Below are 19415 nucleotides of genomic sequence, written 5' to 3'. Positions count from 1 at the left end.
GCGGCGTCCAGCGGCGCCAAGTGGGCCGAGCGTGCGCGGCACCCGAGAGGGCGACCAGCCCGGGGTGATGCCAAGAGTTCCGACAAAAAGTGCACATCCGTCGAACCGTGGGACTTCCGCCGTCCGTGGAGCTGGACAAGAGCCGACTCACGCGCAACGCCTCATCGATCCCCGATGCGGCGAAGGACGGATCGGAGGCGGCCGAGATGCACCACACGACGGACGCGCTCCTGGCGCCCGCCGAACTCATCCCGCCGGAACTGCCGCCTGCCGCCCGCACCTTCGCGGCACGCAGGAACGGCTGTGCGGTGCGGGGCATGTCGAGACGGGCCACCGGTCCGGGGCGGCACCCGCGCTCGTCCGCCGGGGCCGTGCGGGGAGCGCGCCCGTGAACACGGCATCCACCACACCTTCCCGCGGTGGCGTGCGCCGATCCGGCGCAGTCCCCGTCGCCGCCTGATCAGTAGGGAACGGACACCATGTACCTGAACTTTCGCGCACCAGGCAGGCGGGCACGCGCCGCGGCCGGGCTGGCTGTCGCCGCCGTCGCCACTGCCGGCGCGGCGGGGCTCCTCGCCTCCTGCGGCCAGTCGTCGCCTTCCTCGGCCGGCGGATCCGGCGCCATCACCGCCGGTCCGGGGCAGCACCGGACGGCGGGGATGCCCGGCGCCACGGGGACGGGGAAAGGCGCTGCTCCAGGCGCCTCACCGATGCCCGGTATGAACATGCCCGCGAGTCCCTCCGGCACGGGCGCGCCGGCCGCGCCGGTGACCGGGAACGCGGTGGCGATCCAGAACTTCGCCTTCTCCCCGGCCACGCTGAAGGTCAAGGCGGGCACGACGGTGACGTGGACCAACCAGGACACCGACGCCCACACCGTCACCAGCGCCGGGTCGGGCGGCCCGTTGCACTCGGCCGCCCTCGTCACCCACGCCACCTACAGCTACACGTTCACCAAGCCAGGCACGTACGCCTACCTCTGCACCATCCATCCGTTCATGACCGCCACCGTGGAGGTGACCCCATGACCGACTACGACGCCCGGCACGACGGAGCATTCGCCGACGACACCGGTCGACCCACTGCCGAACACGGTATGACCCGACGTCAACTCCTGCGACACGCCGGATGGTTCGGCGGAGCGGTGGTGCTGACCGTGGCGAGCGGGGAGGTGATAAGCCACATCGCCGGCTCCCCGGACGCCGACGCCAGCGCCGGTGCCGCCGCAGCGGGCAGCGGCGCCCTGCGGTTCGTGCAGGTCTCCGACAGTCACATCGGGTTCCAGGGCCCGGCCAACACCGACGTGGTCGGCTCCTTCGCCGAAGCGATCCGGCAGGTCAACTCGCTGGGATTCAGACCCGACTTCGTCATGCACAGCGGCGACCTGACCCACCTGTCGACGGCCGGGCAGTTCGACCAGGTCAAGCAGATGATGGCCGGAATGAGGACGGACCGCGTCTTCACCGTGCCGGGCGAGCACGACTCCATCGGCGACGCGGGCCGCGCCTACCGGCGGACCTTCGGCGCCGGCACGCTCGGCGACGGCTGGTACAGCTTCGACACCCACGGCGTGCACTTCATCGCCCTGGTCAACACCCTGAGCCTGGAGAAGCTCGGCCACCTCGGCACCGAACAGATCGACTTCGTCCGCAAGGACGTCGCCGGACTGTCGTCGGACACCCCCCTCGTGGTCTTCAGCCACATCCCGCTGTTCGCGATGTACCCGAAGTGGGGCTGGAGCACCGATGACGCCCTCCAGGTCATCGCCCTGCTGCGCCGCTTCTCCTCCGTCACCTGCCTCAACGGGCACGTCCACCAGCTGTTCACCAAGACGGACGGCAACATCACCTTCCACTCCGCCACCACCACCGCCTACCCCCTGCCCCAACCGGGCCGCGCCCCCGCCCCCACCCCGCAGGTCGTCCCCGCCCGGCAGCTCAAAGAGGTGCTCGGCATCCGCAGCGTCGGCTACCACCGAGGCGACCGCGAACTGGCCATCAAGGAACAGAGGCTGGCATGAACACCCACCGGTTCCTCGCCCCCGCCCTGCGGTCGATGACCGCCGCGACCCTCGCCACGAGCGGATACGTGCACGCCCAGCTGTACATCGACGGGTACCGCTTCATCCCCGTCGTCGGCCCCCTGTTCCTGCTCCAGGCCAGCGCCTCCTTCGCCTGCGCCGCCCTGCTGCTGATCGGGACGCCACCCCTGCTGCTGAGGACCGCCGCGGCAGGCGTCGCGCTCGGCGCCCTCGGCGGCTTCGCCGCCTCGCGCACCGTGGGAGTGTTCGGATTCACCGAGCACGGTCTGCAACCCGCGCCGCAAGCCGCCCTCAGCCTCCTCACCGAAGTCGGCTCGCTGCTGCTCCTGGCCGTCTGGCAGGTGACCCTGACCAGACGCCCCCACGCCCTCCGGCCGCCCGTCACGGCCCCCACCCGGACCCCCACCCACACCCCACCCGACTGAACCGTTGTCGCCTGTGGTGGGCATCCGGCCACCACAGGCAGGGACGTCACGTTGCCGATCGCGATGGGGGCAGCCCAAGGACCGTCCAACGGGATGCCGTCAGTTGTACTTGTGCCACGTGAACTGCATGGTGTCGCCGTCCACGGCGGTAACGGTCGACAAGGTGATGCCGTCCGCGTCGACCATCATGATCTGGTCGTTGTTCGCATCGAGATAGCCCACCCAGTTCACCGGATTCGCCGTTTCGGCCAGGGGGTACTTCATGGTGGCGGTGCCGTAGGTCGCCAGATCGGAGTGACCGCCTTGTCTGGTCGGCCGCTCCATGATCCATTCCGTTTGGGAGCCGCTCACGGCAGTCGAACCGCGTGCGGTCATGACGCGGGTGTACTGCCCCGTCGTCTGGTTGGCGAGGGAGAAGAGCCCGAATCCACCGTTCATCACGGGGCCTGAATTCTCGTCGGCGGCAACCATGACCGAGCACTGGATCGCATCGCCGATCCGGACGGGGAAGTTCGCTATCTGCTGCGCGGCCCACTGCTGCGGCAGGAAGCACGTCCATGCGAAATAGACGCTCGTACAGATCGGGACCTCCTGAGTCGGGTCCACGATGCCGTCCGACTCCGTCCCGGCCTGGATGAGGTCGACGGTCCCGGTCCCGTCCAGGCCGATCCAGAAGGCACTGTACGTATACGGGTTGTAGGGGCCCGCGCCGCCGCCGGGGACGTTCCAGTTCCCGTACACGTAGTCGTACGTGCCGGGGTCGCCTACCAGCTGGAAGCCGCTCCAGTTCGCCGACTCCTGCAAGGAGCGTGGCTCGACGCTCCGGTCCCGCCCGCCCATGCTCCGATACGTGCGGGTGAGGTCCGGGCGGGCGACCAGCTGCGGCTCCACGAAGGTGAAAGGAGCCGAGACGAATCGGCACCAGGCGACGAAGGCGGCGGGCGCCAGGTCGGGACTCGGCCGCGGCGGGTATCCGCGCGTGAAGAGCGCTTCGTCGCTGAGACCCAGACAGTCGTCCAGTTCCAGGGGAGGAACGGTGCGGCCCTCTCGCACGTGGGAGGCTCGCCCCCTGGCGGGTGGCGGCGGCATCTTCTCGGTCGGTTGGGTGGTGGGCCGGAGATCCACCACGTGCTGCATGCCGTCGCCGTCGGTTGCCGCGTCGATGAACAAACGGGCTGTCTCACTGCTCTCGCCCAGCGGCCGAACCGAGAATTCGAGGATCCCGTCGGGGCCGGAATACGCCACGAGATAGGGACCGTCGTCCTGTTCCGTCCGCACCCTGCAACGGGCATCCGGCAACGTGGCAATGCTGATGGGGGTCTCCAGTCCGGGCGGCACCGTGTACCGGTAGAGCCGTTCGACCTGGAGCTGATGAGTAATTGACACGGCAACCAACCCCTTCGCCGAGCAGTCCGCTACTGCGGCAGCTCCTGCAGCTGGGGGCCGGGTGTGATCAGGACGGTCTCGAACTCCGCGCAGACCTGCTGTCGCAGCGTCCCTCTCTTTCATACAAGCACGCGTCCGGACGACTGTCGAACGGGCCGGGATCCGGTGGTTCGTGAGCACGGCACCCCACCTACCGGGAGCCGCGCACGGCGACCAAGAGGCGTCCCGCCCTCACCTGTTCACTGCCTGGCACGCTCGGCGGGTGACCAGGGGGGCCACGCGCCCGTGCCGCCTGAAGCGCGTCCGGCTCACTGAGTTCGTCGTCGTGGCGTCGTCCGGGCGGGCCCCGTTCCGGACCCCGCGGATGCCTCGTACATCCGGCATATCGCGACGCTCACCAACCGTCCGCCCCTACGACAACACACCTTCAGGGTCAGTAGGCGGGCTGCGGGGCGGGTGTTGCCGGAGCGGTCGCGACCTTGCGGGTCTCGCGCATGATCAGCAGGCCGTTGACCACCATCAGCGTCGCGGTCAGGCCGTGGACCCCGAGCGCGGTGGCCACGGGACCGTGGTGGGCCAGCACGGTGGCCATGTCGCCGTACGCGGCGAGGGCCTCCACCAGCAGCGCCCAACCCAGCGCCCGGCGGTGGCCCGTCACCAGCAGGATGCCCAGGACCAGGGCCAGGACGACGTCGCGGATTCCCTTGACGATCAGGAAGCCGCCGCCGTCGCCGGACGGCCAACTCGGCAGCCCGAAGCCCGGCGCCGTCGCCTCCGGGCTCAGGATGAACTCCACCCCGAACCAGAGGATGAAGAGGATGAAGGCGGCGGCCAGGAAGGTGTTGATCTTCTTCAGCGACATGGTTCTTCTCCTTGCGAGTCTGCGTCAGCCTGGTGAGCTACGTGGAGCTTGCGGCGAGCTTGTTGCGTCGTATGGGGCCTGATCGGGCCGCGCGGACGCGACTGATGGAGGGGCGCGGTGCGGCGGGATCGCGGTTGTGGGATCGCCGTAGTGGGTGTTGCGCCGTGCTGGACGCGGGCGCGGGCGGCATCGAACTCCGGCTCGCCGACCTTGAAAGCGGCCTGCCTCCGGAATTCGGTACGTCCTCTCGCTATCGGTCAGTGGGGGTCGCTGTCGCCCGAGTCCGGGGGAGACGAGCGGAGTTGGCAGGTGTGGGTGTCCGGGTCCCGGACGGAGCGGGAGGTGGCGGTTCCGCACTTCGGTTGCACGGCCGGGTGGTTGCGGCCGGCCGGCCCGGTGGGTGGGTCCGCGGGCTCAGGTGAGGGCGGTGACCAGCAGGGTGAAGGCGGCGATGATGACGGCGACGCGGACGTAGTGGTAGCGGTCCCAGCGGTTCATCTGCTCCTTCCAGTCGGCGGGCCGGTTCTCGGGGGTCCAGGTCTTGCCCTGGTTGTTGATCGGGACGAGCAGCAGGAGCGACATGATCACGCTGACGATCAGCAGTCCGGCGGCGGTGACGACGAGGCCGGTGCCTTCGTGGTGCCATCCGGCGATGGCCCACACCGCGGTGAGGACGAGCGAGCTGATGTACCAGACCGGCATCACGGCGCCGAGCATCCGGCCCCCGTGGGAGCGGGCGAGCTGGTCGCTGTCCTCGGGGAGGGCGTTGAAGATCCGGTTCATGACGAAGGCGACGGAGAACTCCACCCCCACCATCAGGCCGACGCTGACGGTGGTGATGACCTGAAGTGCGGTGAGCATGATGCCCCTCCTGGAATCTAGCGTTGCTAGCTGGTGAGGCAACGCTAGCGCTGCTGCCGCTCGATTGTCTAGCGGTGCTAGGATCGAATCATGTCGGTACAGGAACGCAAGCAGCGCGAACGGGCGGAGCGCGAGCGCCTCATCGTGGCGACGGCCCGCGAACTCGCCGAGCAGCAGGGCTGGGACGCGGTCACCACCCGCCGGCTCGCCGAGCGCATCGAATACAGTCAGCCCGTCCTCTACAGCCACTTCCGCGGCAAGCGCGAGATCATCGGCGCCGTCGCCCTGGAGGGTGCCGCCGAGATGGCCGCGGCGGTGCGGGCCGCGGCCTCCACCGCGAACGGCCCGCGCGAGCGGGTCGCCGCCCTGGCCCGTGCCTATCTCGACTTCGCCGCACGCAATCCGGCGGTCTACGACGCCTTGTTCCAGCTCGACGGCGGCCTGGCGTTCGCGCAGGAGGACACCCCGGAGCCGCTGAAGGACGCCTTCGCCGCGCTGCTGGAGAGCCTGGGCGAGGTCGCCGGGGACGGCGTCGACCCGGGGCTGTTCACCGAGGTGTTCTGGGCGGCCCTGCACGGCCTGGCCACCCTGACCCGGGCGGGACGGCTGCCACCGGAGTACATCGAGCCGAGGGTGGAACTGCTGGTGGACCGGCTCGCCGTCACGGCCTGACGCACCGTCCCGGCGGGCGCACCCTGCTCATCGAGGGCGCCGCCGGCGGTGTGGGCGGTGCCGCGGTCGAGAGCGCGGTGGCTCGGGGCGCCACCGCCATCGGGGCGGCCGGCGAGCGCAACCACGAGCTTCCCGCTGTGTCTGGCTCACCCCCGGCACGCGTTCCGAGCCAAGCCGGCGATGCGCGTTGGCGCCGACGGCCCCGGCCGCCGCGTACGCCATGCTGCTGCCCCGGATCTCCGCGTGAGCGCAGGCCGTCGAGGGCGGCAGCTGGTCCTGTCCTCGCCACCAAGGCGCACAGGAACAACTTTTTGGCCACGGATACGGGGGCTCACTCGGGGGGACTCAGGAGAACTCCCGGGACGTCATACGGCGTAGTCGGAGCAGTGGGTGGCCGGGGTGGTGTGGCCCGTGCCGGTCAGTTCCACCAGTGCTGTGGCGGACGCCGTGCATGTGAGCTGTCCGAGGGCGAGAGGGGTGAGTGCGGTCGGGTCGTAGGGGAGGGTGACGCGCAGCCGCCCGGGGGCGTTCGGAGTGGCGGTCACCTTGGCCAAGGCGGTTTCCAAGGTGCCGGTCAGGGGCGGTAGTGCGCTGGTCAGGCCCTGCCTGTGGTCTTCGGGTGAGGGGCCGATGAGGAGGGCGCGGACGGCTTCGGTGGGTGAGGTGATGCCGGCGGCGGAGCGCTCGGCGGGGTGCAGTGTGCTGTCTTTGAGGAAATAGACGGCGGGGCCTGCCACGATCCCGGTGGCGGGCTCGCCGGCTCCCATGGGCTTGGACGCGTCGATCGCCGGGCCGGTGCCGCAGCCTGTGAGGCCGAGGAGGAGCACGGGGAGGAGCGGCCGAAGGAGGCGGCCGCCCTGTGTCATGTGCCCTCTCCTGTCGTGGGGGTGCGGGGGAATTCCGCGGTGAAGACGGCTCCGCCGTGCGGGCCGTTGGCTGCGGTCAGGGTGCCGCCGTGCAGGCGGGTGTTCTCCCAGGCGATGGCGAGGCCGAGGCCGCTGCCCTCGGAGCGTGACCGGGCCTGGTCGGCTTTGAAGAAGCGGTCGAAGAGATGTGCGGTGGTCTCGGGGGGCAGTCCGCCGCCGTGGTCGGTGACGCTGATCCGTACGCGATCCTCGTTGCCCTCGGATGCGGTCACCCGGACGGTCACGGGGGGCGCTCCGTGGCGCAGGGCGTTGCCGACGAGGTTGGCCATGACGACGTCGAGGCGGCGGGGGTCCAGGCGCGCGGTGACGGGGGGTTCGGGGAGGTCGGTGGAGACCTCGTCCTGCCAGCCGCGGGCGCGCAGGCAGGCGCGTACGGCTTCGGCCACGTCGATGTCGCGGGCGATCAGGGTGTTGGCGCCGGCGTCGAAGCGGGAGATCTCCATCAGGTCGTCGACGAGCCGGGCGAGGCGGTCGGCTTCGGTGGTGACCAGGCGGGCCGCCCGGCTCATGTCCGGCCGGAGGGTGTCTGCGCTGTCGTCGAGGACGTCGCTGACGGCGACCATCGTGGCGACGGGGGTCCGTAGTTCGTGGGAGACGTCGGACGCGAAGCGGCGGGCGGCGGCTTCCATTCTGCGGAGTTCGCCGACCGTGGTCTCCAGTGTGGCGGTCGATTCGTTGAACGCCTTGGTGAGGTCGGCCAGTTCGTCGTTTCCGGTGACCTTGATACGGCTGGTGAGATCGCCGTCGGCCATGCGGCGGGCGCCGTGCTGGAGCCGGCGTACGGGGCGCAGTACGCCGCGGGCCGCGAGCAGTGCGGGCGGCACGGCGAGGACGAGCGCGGGGATCGCGCCGTACTGGGCGGCGACCCACACCGCGGCCTTTGCGTCGTCGAGGAAGCGCAGTGGGGTGGCTCCGTAGACCACGATGCCCGAGGGTTGTCCGCTGCCGGCGAAGGTGATCGGGGTGCCGGCCGTGAGCCAGGGGGCGCCGTCCTGGGTGACGCGCTGGAAGGTCAGTTCCCGGTTGGCGGTGACATCACGGCGGAGGGTTTCGGGGATGGCGGGGCCGCCCTGGGCCGAGGTCACGGATTGGGTGCCGTAGGAGACGGTGATGATCCGGAAGCCGCTGCCGGAGGCGACTTTCCCGGCGAAGGAGGTGAGCTGGGCGCGGGTGGGCGGGTAGGGCAGGTCGTCGGCGAACGTGGTGGTCGCGCCCCGCAGGCTGTTGAGGAGGGTGTCCTGTCCGGTCCGGAGGATCGAGATGTGCGCCTGGTAGTAGGTGAATCCCGCCGTCGCCACCACGCTGACGGCCGCGACCAGCAGGTATCCGGCGATCAGTCGGCCCCGCAGCCCGAACGACAGGCGCTTGATCAGAGCGGGGCGCTTCACAGCGGTCCGAAGCGGTAGCCGAAGCCGCGCGCCGTCTGTATGTAGCGGGCGGATGTCGGATCGTCCTCGATCTTCGTACGGAGCCGGGCGATGCCGGAGTCCACCAGGCGTACGTCGGCCGACGGGTCGTGGCCCCATACCGTTTCGAGCAGTTCCTGCCGGGCGAACACGTGGCCGGGGTCCGCCGACAGGTGCAGCAGCAGGCGTAGTTCCAGCGGGGTGAGGGCGACGGGGCGTCCGTTCTTGGTGATGCTGAGACCGGAGCGGTTCAGGGTGAGATCCCCGTGGATCTCGGTGGCTGTGGTTGCGGGGGAGGGGTCCTGCCCGCGCAGGACTGCGCGGATACGGGCATCGAGGACCCGGCCGCGTACGGGCTTGACCACGTAGTCGTCCGCGCCCGCGTCGAGGCCGCGCACGATGTCGGAGTCGTCACCACGGGCCGTGAGCATGATGACGGGCACTGGCCAGGAGGCGCGGATGCGGCGGCAGACGTCGAAACCGTCGGTGTCCGGCAGCATCAGGTCGAGGACGACCAGGTCGGTGCGCGTTGTCCGCAGCGCCGTGAGACCCGCGTGGCCGGACGCAGCGGCGTGGACCCGGTGCCCCTGGTGCTCCAGGGCCAGCTGAAGGCCGTCGCGCAGGGACTGGTCGTCCTCGATGAGCAGGATCCGTGGCATGAGGAAATTATGGCCACCTCTGCCGGCGGATCCGGGCAGTAGGCCCCCTCCGGCAGCTTTGTTACGGTCCGTCCACATTCTGCCCATAGGTGGCGGACACCACGCGGAAACTCTGGCGGGGTGAGCGATCACCGCCGTCACCGGGGTGCCGCCCGCCGGAACCCCTCCGGCCAGGAGCGCCCCGCCGTACCCTCCGCACCCACAGGAACCTCCATGAACCGTACCCCTCTCCCCTCCCCGGACGGCCCCGCACCGGCTGCTCATCGCACCTCCGTACGCGGCTGCACACCCGCGCAGACAACAGCCGTGGTGCTACTGGTCTTCGGGGGGTTCCTGCTGCCCGTCGTCGGCTGGCTCATCGGCCTGGCCGTGTGGTTGCCGGCCCGCGGATGGAGCGGTCGCGCCAAAGCGGCGGGGGCCCTGGTGTGGCCGCTGGCCGCTCTGGTGGTGATCCTCACCAGTGCCGTGGCGTACTGGCTGGTCCTGCCACTGGGCGATCCCGTCTCCTCCGTCGCCACCTCGCTGTTCCTCCTGGTGCCCGGTAGCTGGCTCGTCCTGCTGCTGCTGGTCACCTGGGCCCTGCTCGGTGCCCGCCGCGCGGAGCAGGGCCGATGATCCGCCGCAGGACCGTCACCGCATGGCTGGGCAGCGGGCTGCTCCTCGCAGGCTGCGCCCCCCTGGGCACGATGGGAGACCACGGCCACGCAGCGGGCCCCCGCAGCACCTCCGATGTGCCCTCGATCACCCGTACATCGGTCACCGGTCATGACCTGCCCCGGGTGTCGCCGACCCCACAGCAGATACGCCGTACCGGGCCCGACCTCCCCGTGCCGCTCCGCGTGGACCTGCTCACCGCACAGGGCACCGACGCCCGCTCCGTCACTCTGGTGAAAACGGCCCTGCGCCGCGCGGGTGCCACCGACGTCCGTGTCTCTCCCCTCAGCGGTGCCGCGTCTCCCGCGGGACGGCTGACCGTCGTCATCGGAACCGTCTCGGCTCCGCACATGGCCGACACACTGGGACGCAGCAAGGCATTCACCTCCGGGACACTGCCGCCCGAGGGCTACCAGATCACCACCGGTACCCTCGACGGCCACACCGGAGTGCTGCTCGCGGGCGCCGACGGCGACGGTGTCTTCTACGCAGCCCAGACCTTCACCCAGCTGGCCACCGACGGCCGGATCGCGGGCGCCACCGTCGTCGACCACCCCGCCATGCCGCTGCGCGGGGTCGTCGAGGGTTTCTACGGCAAGCCCTGGACCCACGAGGAACGCCTGGACCAGATCGCCTTCCACGGCTCCGTCAAACTGAACACCTACCTGTACGCGCCCAAGGACGACCCGTACGAACGTGACCGCTGGCGGGAGCGCTACCCGAGGAAACTGGAACGCGAGCTGGCCGAGCTGGCCCAGCACGCCGCCGACCACCACGTGCGCTTCACCTATGTCCTGTCCCCGGGCAAGTCCCTCACCTACAACGATGCGGGCGACCGCCAGGCCCTGACCGACAAGCTCCAGTCCCTGTACAACCTGGGGATCAGGGACTTCGCCCTGGCCTTCGACGACATCCACCCGCTGCCCGTGTGGAACGGCGCCGCGGACTTCGCCCGTTACGGGCCCGCCTCGGAGCAGTCCGCCGCCGCCGCTCAGGCCGACCTTGCCAACCGCATCCAGCGCGAGTTCGTCGACCAGCACCGCGGCGTGCGCCCGCTACAGTTCGTGCCCACGCAGTACAGCGACCTCGCCGACACCCCGTACAAGAAGACCCTGCGCCGCGCCCTCGACGACCGCGTGCAGGTGTGGTGGACGGGCGCCGACGTGGTGCCCACCTCCATCACCACCGCACAGACCCGCCGAGCCGCCGACGTGTGGGGCCACGACGTGCTGCTCTGGGACAACTACCCCACCAACGACTACGACCACGCCGCCGGACGCCTGCTGCTCGCCCCGTACGCCAAGCGCACCCCCAGGCTCGGCGAGCACCTCAGCGGCGTCGCGCTCAATCCGATGAACCAGGCATCGGCCAGCAAGATCGCCGAGTTCACCGGCGCCGACTACGCCTGGAACCCGCACGCCTACCGGCCCACCGACTCCTGGCACAGCGCCGCGGCACACCTGACCGCCCACGACCCGCAAGGCACCCGCGCCCTGCTGACCTTCCTCGACACCCAGCACCTGGCGCCCAGTTGGACCGGCACGCCATGGCAGCCCGCAGCCCCCGCCCTCAAGGCCCGGCTGGATGCCGTCGAACGATCCTGGCGCACGGGCAGGAAACACCAGGCGGTCACGGCACTGCGCGCGCAGACACGCTCACTCGCCGAAGCCCCCACCGAGATCCGCAGAGCCGTCACCGACCCGGGTTTCGCCGCCGAGACCAAGCCCTGGCTGGACGCACTCACCCTGTGGGCCAAGGCCCTTGAACACACCTGTGACGGGCTCGAACACCGCGCCAACGGAGAGAAGGGCAAGGCCACCCGCTCGTTCACCGCAGCGGCCGAGCTCGCGCGCGAGGCGGCCGCGGTCCGCACCATCCCCGGCGCCACCCGCCCGCACGGCAACGTCAAGATCGCCGACGGCGTACTCGACACCTTCATCCACCGAGCCGCGAAAACCCTGTAGGACACCGGGCAAAGGCAGGCGCGCGGCATGCCGACCCGACCGAGCCCCCCAACGCCGCCGAAAGCGAAGGCCGGACCGAACGCACGACGACGTGCGCGGCGCTCGCCCTCACGCCGATCCGGCGGGGGGGGGGGCAACTGCAGGCTTCCTCAGGTAAGGAACGGACGGACGACGGCGCGGCGCACGAGGTGCACTTGGAAGAAGCTGGCAGTTACGACGTAGACCGGTCCCTGGTCTGAGCAGACCGAGCGAAGGCGCCTGACGGACAAAGGCCCAGGTCAGGCGCCTTGTCGTTGGTGGAGCTTTGGTCCGGGCCGGGTCCGGATCTTGGGCGCCAGCTACCTGATCGTCGAGCGGGCTGACAGCGGACGCGCGGGACCGAGAAGCGCAGTGGGGCGGGGCGGCGGCAGGCCCTGGTTGGTCTGGGGGCAGCTGAATGTGCCTGAGCATGGCGGACCGGTCGGATGCTGGATGCGATGCTTCTTCGGCTTCCATTCCCTACAGCTCATCCAGGTGTTCGCCGACAGCCGCATGGTTTGCCCGGGGTCCTGCTCGATCTTCCGGCGGGGGGGGACTGGTGGCCGTCGGTGGGATCCCCGAGCGCACCATCGTCGAGGACATGGACTACATCTGCATGCCTCAAGGTGAGTGCCCCTACGTTCTCTGCTGGTGGGGCTGCAAATGACCAGGCCAGAGGCCATTTTTGTGGTGGTTCAGTGTTGTGCGTGTTCGGCCAGGTGGAACCGGGTCTGGCAGGGTCGGTGCTGACTGGATGCCGAGGCTTCTGATGGTGAGTCAGGTTCGGTGCCGCAGCTCAGTTCCTGCTTGAGGTGTCCGTGTCCGCTGTCGGGGCGCTTGCCTACGTCCGGCCAGTCCTCCAACTCCACCGGATCTGGCATCACGGCGACCGCACCGGCATCCGACTCAGCAACTGCGGCCTTGGCCCCGCCATCATCACCAACAGCAGAGCGTGGGTCGGCGGGGGCGAAACGGGGCCATGGACATCAACGACCGTGATCAAGTCTGGCGACGAACGCCTGTCCCCGCTCAAGCACCGCGACCTGAACCTGCTCGGCCACTACAGCTTCACCGCCCCGGCCGCCGTCGCCCTGCGCCCACTGCGCGACCCGGACGCGGTGGAACTGGACGAGGACGACGACGGCAGCGGTGACGGACAGTGAGCCGGACCGTTCAGATGTCCGGCCAAGTGCCGCGGGTCACAGATGCGGAGTGATCAGGGCGACCACCCGCGCCTTGTTCGCGGGCCCGATCCAGGTGCCGACGATCTTGCCCCCCTTGAACACATGGAGCGTGGGGATCTGGCTGATGCCGTACTTCTGCGTCGTCGTCGGGCTCTCGTCGATGTCGAGCCGGGCGACGGTCAGACGGCCGGAGTACTCCTTCGCCACGTCCACCAGCACGGGGTCGAGCGCCCGGCACACGTCGGACCACTCCGCGCGGAAGACGGCCAGCACCGGCCCGGCCCCCTTGACCACCTTCGCCTCGAAGTCCGCGTCGGTCACGTCGATGACAGTGCCTGCCATGGATCAGTCCTTTCACAGGGGCAAAGGAAGAGGGGCACGGCCCGGCGGGACACCACGCACAGGCGTCGCGGGCGACCGCCCACCTGGGCGGACTTGACCGCCGTAACCGTGAATCTCCCCCCTTGCGGAAACCGGCCGCGGCAACGAACCACGGTGACCGGAGACTGCCCACAACAGCCAAAACTGTGTGAATCCGATGCCAACGGGACCTGATCCCGCTGACATCTGGCCGACCGCTCCCCCTTGTGCCCCTGGAAACTTTCCGATTCCGACCCGCAACGCACAGACGCGCGAATCGGAGCGAATTGGTTGGAGGAAACCCTGGCGACGCCGGACTTGGTGTCTAGCGACCGTGCTGGAAGAGGCGGGCTGATCGGCGCCGAACCGCTGGACACTCCTGTTAGGTCTAGCAGGTCCGACCACTTCTGATCAGCAGCGTTCGCGTCACAGGAAGGCGCCATGTGGTGACGGCTGTTGAACGCGAACGCCGGCGCCAAGCGGAATGCCCCTTTGCAAGGGCTGTTAGGTGGCACTTTCCCTGGGTCGAACGGCCCATGACCGTTGGTCAGTTTCAGGACTTAGTACCCGAGTGTTCGAAAAAGAGTTGAGATAACGTCAGTTCCGGTCGCGTGGCCATTACCGCGCCGCGAACTTCGAAAGATGACTGGAGGGAATCTCCTTGGGTGCCGTTGGTTGCCACACCTTGCGACATCCCGGGATGCCATCCCCCGCTCTGCTTGCAAGAGGAGCTTTTTCGAAGAATTTTGAATATCCGTCGATAAGGCTGTAGCAGTTGCACGCAGAGAGCGCTGAACCCTTGGCGTGGTTTAGCGGCGATGACGGTTGGATTTTTGGTCCGGCCAGGCGCCGGCCCTCATCCTGCGGCCGCTTCACTTCCGTCGGTGGAACCATACGTCGGAAGAGCACCCGCAACACGTCAAGTACCAACGGTTCAACAGGTCCGCGATGGCTGCCAGCGACCGTCAGGTTCCAAAAGAAACGACTTTTAAGGGGTCTATACGTGCAGTTCAACCCTCTGCGGATAGGTATTGCTGCGGCATTGGTCGGTGCCACCTTCGGCGTCGCGATACCGAAGGCGAATGCGGTGCCGACTTCCGCGGCGGCGCGCGCGGCGGCGCCTGTCAATCTCAACGACCTCACCGCCGAACCGGGAAAGACAACTACCTTCGCTCGAGACGCCGCATGGACGTTCTCCAAGCTTAAAGGTGACCATCACCTCGCAGCCAACAACGACGGAAGTGTGTCCATCAAGGACGGCAAGGGCGACAATCTGCTCACGATGATGCCGGAGCCCATCCAGGACACTGGTGGCAACCTGCACAACGTGACGTGGTCCGTCAAGGGCAACACCCTTTTCCAGTACATCGATACACCGAATGCCACTCTCAAGGGTGCCGTCATCACCACTGCGGAAGCGCGTGGGTTCGGCGACTGGATCAAATGCGTCGGCGGGCACAGCCTCGACTCGGCTGAGGTTGGCGCCATCGGCGGATGTGTCGCAGGCATTGAGACCGGCTGCGTCGCCGGCGCCTCCGTGGGGGGCTTCGGAGGAGCCCTAGCCGGCGCGGTCCAAGGCGCCCAGAAGTGTTGACCGTCATCCAGAGTTGGGTGTGGCCATGTCCCGAGGTGGTGTTGCAATGAAGCAGAAGGAACCACAACCGCCGAAAGCCGGAGTGATCTTCTCGGCCACGGTCGGCGTGGCCATTGGGGTAGGAGCATCCATCAACCAGTCCATGTCTGGTTGGCAGTCGACCGTGGCAATGATCGTCAGCGCAATCGCCATCGGCTTGATGGGACGGCTGTGGTACCGGCAGGCTGACCTGAGGTATCGGACGGTATGCATGCTCTCGGCAGAGCGGAACGACGCCGGCGACGGCGCATCCTAACCCTGCGCGAGCATTCTCTCGACTGACCCCTTTAGTAGTGACCGCCAGCGTGCAGCAGGACTGCTGCCCCAAGCGCTAACGTCACCAACCTGGCCAAATAGGCACGTGCCTTGAGTGGCGTGGACCAGCGATTCTGTCGGCCGATCCGTCTCGCACGGATCGGCCGGCATACTCTGCGGCACATACTTGTGTCTCCCGGCTGGCGGCCTGTTCGGCAGTCTCGCCTACCTCTGCCTTCCCCTGTCGCGCGCCACATCATCTCTTCTGCGGGCTGGGTCTCTCGGTGTACCCACCACGAGTTGTTGGCTTAGGGCGTGCAGATCTTTAACTCGTAGCTTTCTGCTTGGTGGTTCGTCGGTCTGGCATGAGTGGGTTGGATAGGCAACGGACCACACGGCGGCCAAGTTCGAGGCGATTCTGCCGCACCTCGACGAGCGACAGCGTCGTCTGCTGATAGGGGCAGAGGCCCAGTCCCTCGGCCACGGCGGGATCCGAGCGGTCGCTCGTGCCGCCGGTGTCCGCGAGGCCACTGTGTCTGCCGGAGTGCGGGAACTCGACTCCGGAGGGCCGCCGTTGGGCTGTGTGCGTCGGCCCGGCGCTGGCCGCAAACGCGTCGTCGACCGGAACCCAGCCGTTCGGGAGGCGCTCCTCACACTGGTCGAGCCCGACGTCCGCGGAGATCCCATGTCGCCGCTGCGCTGGACCACCAAATCCACCCGCAAGCTGGCCGAGCAGCTGACCCGGCAGGGCCACAGGATCTCCGCGGACACGGTGGGCGACCTGCTGCGCGAGGAGGGCGTCAGCCTGCAGGGCAATGCCAAGACGTTGGAAGGCAAGCAGTACCCCGACGGGACGCACAGTTCCACTACCTCGACGAGCAGGCCCGCGACCACCAGGACGGCGGTGCTCCGGTGATCAGTGTGGATACGAAGAAGAAGGAGCTGGTCGGCCCGTTCAAGAACAACGGCCGTGAAGGGGAGCCGAAAGGCGAGCCGGTGCGGGTCGACACCCACGACTTCCCCGACCGCGTGCTGGGCAGGGCGGTGCCTTACGGCATCTACGACGTCGCCGCGAACACCGGCTGGGTCAACGTCGGCACCGACCATGACACCGCCGCGTTCGCCGTCGAGTCGATCCGCCCTTGGTGGAACGGAGCCGGGCGGGCCTCCTGTCCGACGGCCAGCCGGCTGCTGATCACCGCCGATGCCGGCGGCTCCAACGGGTATCGCCCCCGCACGTGGAAGACCGAACTCGCCCATTTCGCCGCTGAGTCCGGCCTCACGATCACCGTCTGCCACCTGCCTCCCGGGACTTCGAAGTGGAACAGGATCGAGCACCGACTGTTCTCCCACATCACCATGAACTGGCGTGGCAGGCCCCTGACCAGCCACGAAGCCATCGTCGAGAGCATCGCGGCGACCACCACCAAGACCGGTCTGACCGTGCACGCTGCACTCGACACCAACCCGTACCCCACCGGCATCCAGGTCAGCGACGACGAGATCGCCTCTCTGCCGATCTCCCGCCACCGCTTCCACGGCGACTGGAACTACACCCTTCACCCCAGCATCCGATGGCTGCGGCCACGACCGACAGCACCTCGGACCAGGCCCCGGCGGGCAGACCGCCTCGCCTCACGCGGCGTTCGCTGCAGGACCCGGAACTGACCGGGATGCCCCGTCAGCAGCTCAGCAAGCTCATCGACGCGCTGACTCCAGCGCTGGAGGTTCAACGCGAACAAGTGCTCCGCACACGTCGCGGTCACGAGTGCCTGGTAGCCCCTGGCACAGGCGCCAAAGCCAAACTCACCCCAGCCGACCGGATCCTGGTCACCGTGCTCCACCTGCGCAAACTCGCGACCATGGACCTCCTCGGCCAACTCTTCGGCGTCACCGCCATGACCATCAGCCGCGCGAAACAGAAGGTCCGCCCACTCCTGGAAGCACACGGCCACCACATCAGCGCTTCTACCGCCCGCCTCCGCACACCAGCCGACGTCGCGACGTTGGCGGCCGCACCGGTGCGCGCCGCCGTCTACTCCACCGGCAAGGGCCTGGTGGACGAGGGCGCGCCGGGCTTCGCGGGCGTCTACACCGGCAAACTCAGCGCCCTCTCAGCACGAGTGGCGGTGGAGAGTGCCGAGTGCCTGGTCCTGGCCGGAGCACCCATCGCTGACCTTGTGACCGGCGGTTTCAGCCACCACTTCCCCGCCGGCCGCACGATCGAGCTGCGCCCCGGCCGGGCCACCGTCGGCGGCGCGGAGTTCGCCGGCGTGACGATGACTCCTGCAGCCGGGTCTGCAGGTCGTCGATCTGCGCGCGAAGGTCGTCAGCCAGGGCCCGGGCGGCTTCCTCTTGCAGGTCCAGTGCCTCAAGGAGGGGGCCAGCGCCGCGGCACAGGCGGCATATGCCGCCAGCCGGGCAGGCGGCGCCGCGGCCAAGGCCAGGTCGGCTGCCGCCGCCACAGCCAGTGATGCTTCCCGAGCAAAGGAGGCACGCGAAGCCGTGGTGAAGGCAAGAGACACCGCAGCAGGTGCCAAAAGGCGGCCGAGGCGGCCGAGCAGGCCGGAATCGCCTCCGACAACGCGGCCAAGGCGGCTGGAGCGGCAGCCAGAGCGGGTGCTAACGCGGCGGCCGCGGCTGCGTCGGCAGCCGAAGTCGGGCAATGGGCCGGCCAGGCCGGTGGCAAAGCTGCTGAAGCCCAAGCGGCGACGGCAAGAACCAAGCGGCTCGCAGGCCAAGCCACCCGCGCGGCCAACGCCGCCCAGTCGAACGCCAATCGGGCGGCCGAAGCAGCACCGCAATCACGCGACGCCGCCAACGACGCGGCGAAACACGCCGAGGCCGCAGCCGCTGCCGCGGACAAAGCAGCCGACGAGTCAGGCAAGGCCGTAGACGCCGCCAAGGCAGCTACCGAAGCAGCGAACGCGGCAACCACGGCCGCCGACAACGCCCAGAACGTCGCCAAACTGGCCCGCGACACCGACACCGACACCGACGCCGAGCGCCTCGCCGAGCAGGAGAACGAGAACATCCTGGCGGCAGAGGAAGCCAAGAAGGCCGAGGACTCCCGCAAGTCCGCCGCCCCTTCGCGTCGGAGCAACTGCCCTGTCCCGCACAGTTGGTGAGTGCGGACCAGGCCCCAGAGTGCGACCGCGACATCGAACACGTTCCCGCCGCCGAGCTCCCCGCGTCGAGGACGTCGACGCCGTCGATCCTGGCACGCCTGGCTCGGAGGTGGCGTGAGCCACTTCCGCGTCCAGTACGCCCCGCCCGCCGACCAGGCTCGCCAGGCAATGCCCCGCGCGTTACGGACAGCCTACGATTCCGGGGTGCGGCTCCTGGCCGCCGACCCCTACGGACACGGATCTACGCCGGTCAAGGTCGACGCCGACCGACGCGAGGCCACCGTCAACGGGGTCGTTGTCCGCTGCTACCTCAGTAACGCCGTGCTGGGCGGTGGATCAGTGCTCTGGCTGGGCAGTTGCGTCGTAAACGGCATCCGGTACATCCGGCATATCCGGTACTTCCAGCGACGGTTGGCGGATTTTGCGCGTTGAGCCCGATGCTCCGTAGCTGGGGCCAGGAAAGTGAGTGGGTTCAGTACTGCCCGCTCTCGGCGAAGCCCGTGTCGTCCTCTGCGCCAAAGACGTCGACCGCAATGGTCGGGTCGAATGCGGGCCGGCTCTCCCAGAGGGACAGGCCCAGGCCAGCCAACTTCTCCTTGACCTCATCGATCGACTTCGCACCGAAGTAGCGGATGTCGAGCAGGCTGGCCTCGTCGCGCACCACGAGTTCACCCACGGAGTGGATGCCCTCGCGCTTGAGGCAGTTGTAGGAGCGGACCGTGAGCTCCAGCTCCTCGACCGGCAAAGCCAAGTTGGCGGCGAGGGCAGCGTCCGCCGGGGTCAGGCCCATCTCGATGCCCTCGGCGTCGATGTTCAGCTCGCGGGCGAGGCCGAACAGCTCCACCAGGGTCTTGCCGGCCGAGGCCATGGCGTCGCGCGGACGCATCGCCTGCTTGGTCTCGATGTCGACGATCAGCTTGTCGAAGTCGGTGCGCTGCTCGACACGGGTCGCCTCGACCTTGTAGGTGACCTTGAGGACCG

The 19415-nt window shown here is 68.8% G+C and carries 18 protein-coding genes and 1 pseudogene; 11 read left to right on the top strand and 8 right to left on the bottom strand.

The window, feature by feature from the left end; all coding sequences use genetic code 11:
* Positions 1-725: 725 nt before the first annotated feature.
* From ACJ6WD_RS00095 to ACJ6WD_RS00085, 3 genes are read left to right on the top strand one after another with little or no spacing between them, the layout of a single operon-like run.
* Positions 726-1028: a plastocyanin/azurin family copper-binding protein gene (locus ACJ6WD_RS00095; RefSeq protein WP_037637247.1), complete on the top strand. Its 303-nt coding sequence runs from the start codon at positions 726-728 to the stop codon at positions 1026-1028.
* Entirely contained in the window at positions 1025-2020 is a 996-nt protein-coding gene (locus ACJ6WD_RS00090) for a metallophosphoesterase family protein (RefSeq protein ID WP_407614889.1), read from the top strand. The genes ACJ6WD_RS00095 and ACJ6WD_RS00090 overlap by 4 nt, the downstream gene beginning before the upstream one ends.
* Positions 2017-2466 carry a hypothetical protein gene (locus tag ACJ6WD_RS00085; RefSeq protein ID WP_407614888.1) on the top strand — a complete coding sequence of 150 codons (450 nt, stop codon included), beginning with the start codon at positions 2017-2019 and terminating at the stop codon, positions 2464-2466. The genes ACJ6WD_RS00090 and ACJ6WD_RS00085 overlap by 4 nt, the downstream gene beginning before the upstream one ends.
* Positions 2467-2565: 99 nt before the next feature.
* Here ACJ6WD_RS00085 and ACJ6WD_RS00080 read toward each other — a convergent pair whose 3' ends face one another.
* From ACJ6WD_RS00080 to ACJ6WD_RS00070, 3 genes are all read right to left on the bottom strand, one after another.
* On the bottom strand, positions 2566-3804 hold the full coding sequence (locus ACJ6WD_RS00080) for a G1 family glutamic endopeptidase (RefSeq protein WP_407614887.1): 1239 nt from the start codon (positions 3802-3804) through the stop codon (positions 2566-2568).
* A gap of 481 nt (positions 3805-4285) precedes the next feature.
* The gene (locus tag ACJ6WD_RS00075) at positions 4286-4714 is read right to left on the bottom strand and encodes a DUF4267 domain-containing protein (protein WP_376435903.1); all 429 of its coding nucleotides are present in this window, start codon (positions 4712-4714) and stop codon (positions 4286-4288) included.
* 414 nt (positions 4715-5128) lie between these two features.
* Positions 5129-5575, bottom strand: coding sequence for a DUF1772 domain-containing protein (locus ACJ6WD_RS00070; protein WP_233656734.1), 447 nt, complete (start codon positions 5573-5575; stop codon positions 5129-5131).
* Positions 5576-5665: 90 nt separating this feature from the next.
* Between ACJ6WD_RS00070 and ACJ6WD_RS00065 the strand changes: the two genes are divergently transcribed.
* Entirely contained in the window at positions 5666-6247 is a 582-nt protein-coding gene (locus ACJ6WD_RS00065; RefSeq protein WP_376435896.1) for a TetR/AcrR family transcriptional regulator, read from the top strand.
* A gap of 365 nt (positions 6248-6612) precedes the next feature.
* On the opposite strand, the gene ACJ6WD_RS00060 is transcribed toward ACJ6WD_RS00065, so the two are convergent.
* From ACJ6WD_RS00060 to ACJ6WD_RS00050, 3 genes are read right to left on the bottom strand one after another with little or no spacing between them, the layout of a single operon-like run.
* Positions 6613-7113, bottom strand: a complete 501-nt coding sequence (locus ACJ6WD_RS00060; RefSeq protein WP_233656736.1) for a hypothetical protein — start codon at positions 7111-7113, stop codon at positions 6613-6615.
* Positions 7110-8561 (bottom strand): ATP-binding protein, encoded by a 1452-nt coding sequence (locus ACJ6WD_RS00055; protein WP_407614886.1) that lies wholly within the window; start codon positions 8559-8561, stop codon positions 7110-7112. Before ACJ6WD_RS00055 ends, ACJ6WD_RS00060 begins: the two co-directional genes overlap by 4 nt.
* On the bottom strand, positions 8558-9238 hold the full coding sequence (locus ACJ6WD_RS00050) for a response regulator transcription factor (protein WP_233656738.1): 681 nt from the start codon (positions 9236-9238) through the stop codon (positions 8558-8560). The genes ACJ6WD_RS00055 and ACJ6WD_RS00050 overlap by 4 nt, the downstream gene beginning before the upstream one ends.
* A 213-nt stretch (positions 9239-9451) precedes the next feature.
* Between ACJ6WD_RS00050 and ACJ6WD_RS00045 the strand changes: the two genes are divergently transcribed.
* The 3 genes from ACJ6WD_RS00045 to ACJ6WD_RS00035 all read left to right on the top strand — a co-directional run bounded on the left by ACJ6WD_RS00045 (position 9452) and on the right by ACJ6WD_RS00035 (position 13037).
* Positions 9452-9853 (top strand): hypothetical protein, encoded by a 402-nt coding sequence (locus tag ACJ6WD_RS00045; protein WP_407614885.1) that lies wholly within the window; start codon positions 9452-9454, stop codon positions 9851-9853.
* On the top strand, positions 9850-11856 hold the full coding sequence (locus ACJ6WD_RS00040; protein WP_407614884.1) for a beta-N-acetylhexosaminidase family protein: 2007 nt from the start codon (positions 9850-9852) through the stop codon (positions 11854-11856). Before ACJ6WD_RS00045 ends, ACJ6WD_RS00040 begins: the two co-directional genes overlap by 4 nt.
* Positions 11857-12869: 1013 nt before the next feature.
* A complete protein-coding gene (locus ACJ6WD_RS00035; protein ID WP_331248868.1) occupies positions 12870-13037 on the top strand; it encodes a hypothetical protein in 168 nt (55 codons plus the stop codon).
* A 36-nt stretch (positions 13038-13073) separates the two neighbouring features.
* Here ACJ6WD_RS00035 and ACJ6WD_RS00030 read toward each other — a convergent pair whose 3' ends face one another.
* Positions 13074-13400: a thioredoxin domain-containing protein gene (locus ACJ6WD_RS00030; RefSeq protein WP_331248867.1), complete on the bottom strand. Its 327-nt coding sequence runs from the start codon at positions 13398-13400 to the stop codon at positions 13074-13076.
* Positions 13401-14421: 1021 nt separating this feature from the next.
* Here ACJ6WD_RS00030 and ACJ6WD_RS00025 point away from each other — a divergent pair.
* The 4 genes and pseudogenes from ACJ6WD_RS00025 (at position 14422) to ACJ6WD_RS00010 (ending at position 18866) form a co-directional block, all read left to right on the top strand.
* Positions 14422-15012 (top strand): hypothetical protein, encoded by a 591-nt coding sequence (locus ACJ6WD_RS00025; RefSeq protein WP_407614883.1) that lies wholly within the window; start codon positions 14422-14424, stop codon positions 15010-15012.
* Between the two features lie 46 nt (positions 15013-15058).
* The gene (locus ACJ6WD_RS00020; protein WP_407614882.1) at positions 15059-15307 is read left to right on the top strand and encodes a hypothetical protein; all 249 of its coding nucleotides are present in this window, start codon (positions 15059-15061) and stop codon (positions 15305-15307) included.
* Between the two features lie 414 nt (positions 15308-15721).
* Positions 15722-17306 (top strand): annotated as a pseudogene (locus ACJ6WD_RS00015) (ISAzo13 family transposase); the annotation flags it as partial.
* A gap of 1242 nt (positions 17307-18548) precedes the next feature.
* Complete coding sequence (locus ACJ6WD_RS00010; RefSeq protein WP_407614881.1) at positions 18549-18866, top strand: hypothetical protein; 318 nt, start codon at positions 18549-18551, stop codon at positions 18864-18866.
* A gap of 40 nt (positions 18867-18906) precedes the next feature.
* On the opposite strand, the gene ACJ6WD_RS00005 is transcribed toward ACJ6WD_RS00010, so the two are convergent.
* Positions 18907-19415: DNA-directed RNA polymerase subunit alpha C-terminal domain-containing protein (locus ACJ6WD_RS00005; protein WP_407614880.1), on the bottom strand; the 509-nt coding region annotated here is incomplete at its 5' end.

This window comes from Streptomyces sp. VTCC 41912, assembly GCF_045799175.1.
Lineage (GTDB): Bacteria > Actinomycetota > Actinomycetes > Streptomycetales > Streptomycetaceae > Streptomyces > Streptomyces albulus_C.
The sequence above is the reverse complement of the archived record's forward strand: the minus strand, read 5'-3'. Positions and strand labels throughout refer to the sequence as shown.

Bases quoted from the DNA above. Each gene is read 5' to 3' on its own strand.
- ACJ6WD_RS00095 (WP_037637247.1), top strand. From the start codon at position 726: ATGCCCGCGAGTCCCTCCGGCACGGGCGCGCCGGCCGCGCCGGTGACC.
- ACJ6WD_RS00090 (WP_407614889.1), top strand. From the start codon at position 1,025: ATGACCGACTACGACGCCCGGCACGACGGAGCATTCGCCGACGACACC.
- ACJ6WD_RS00085 (WP_407614888.1), top strand. From the start codon at position 2,017: ATGAACACCCACCGGTTCCTCGCCCCCGCCCTGCGGTCGATGACCGCC.
- ACJ6WD_RS00075 (WP_376435903.1), bottom strand. From the start codon at position 4,714: ATGTCGCTGAAGAAGATCAACACCTTCCTGGCCGCCGCCTTCATCCTC.
- ACJ6WD_RS00070 (WP_233656734.1), bottom strand. From the start codon at position 5,575: ATGCTCACCGCACTTCAGGTCATCACCACCGTCAGCGTCGGCCTGATG.
- ACJ6WD_RS00065 (WP_376435896.1), top strand. From the start codon at position 5,666: ATGTCGGTACAGGAACGCAAGCAGCGCGAACGGGCGGAGCGCGAGCGC.
- ACJ6WD_RS00060 (WP_233656736.1), bottom strand. From the start codon at position 7,113: ATGACACAGGGCGGCCGCCTCCTTCGGCCGCTCCTCCCCGTGCTCCTC.
- ACJ6WD_RS00050 (WP_233656738.1), bottom strand. From the start codon at position 9,238: ATGCCACGGATCCTGCTCATCGAGGACGACCAGTCCCTGCGCGACGGC.
- ACJ6WD_RS00045 (WP_407614885.1), top strand. From the start codon at position 9,452: ATGAACCGTACCCCTCTCCCCTCCCCGGACGGCCCCGCACCGGCTGCT.
- ACJ6WD_RS00040 (WP_407614884.1), top strand. From the start codon at position 9,850: ATGATCCGCCGCAGGACCGTCACCGCATGGCTGGGCAGCGGGCTGCTC.
- ACJ6WD_RS00030 (WP_331248867.1), bottom strand. From the start codon at position 13,400: ATGGCAGGCACTGTCATCGACGTGACCGACGCGGACTTCGAGGCGAAG.
- ACJ6WD_RS00020 (WP_407614882.1), top strand. From the start codon at position 15,059: ATGAAGCAGAAGGAACCACAACCGCCGAAAGCCGGAGTGATCTTCTCG.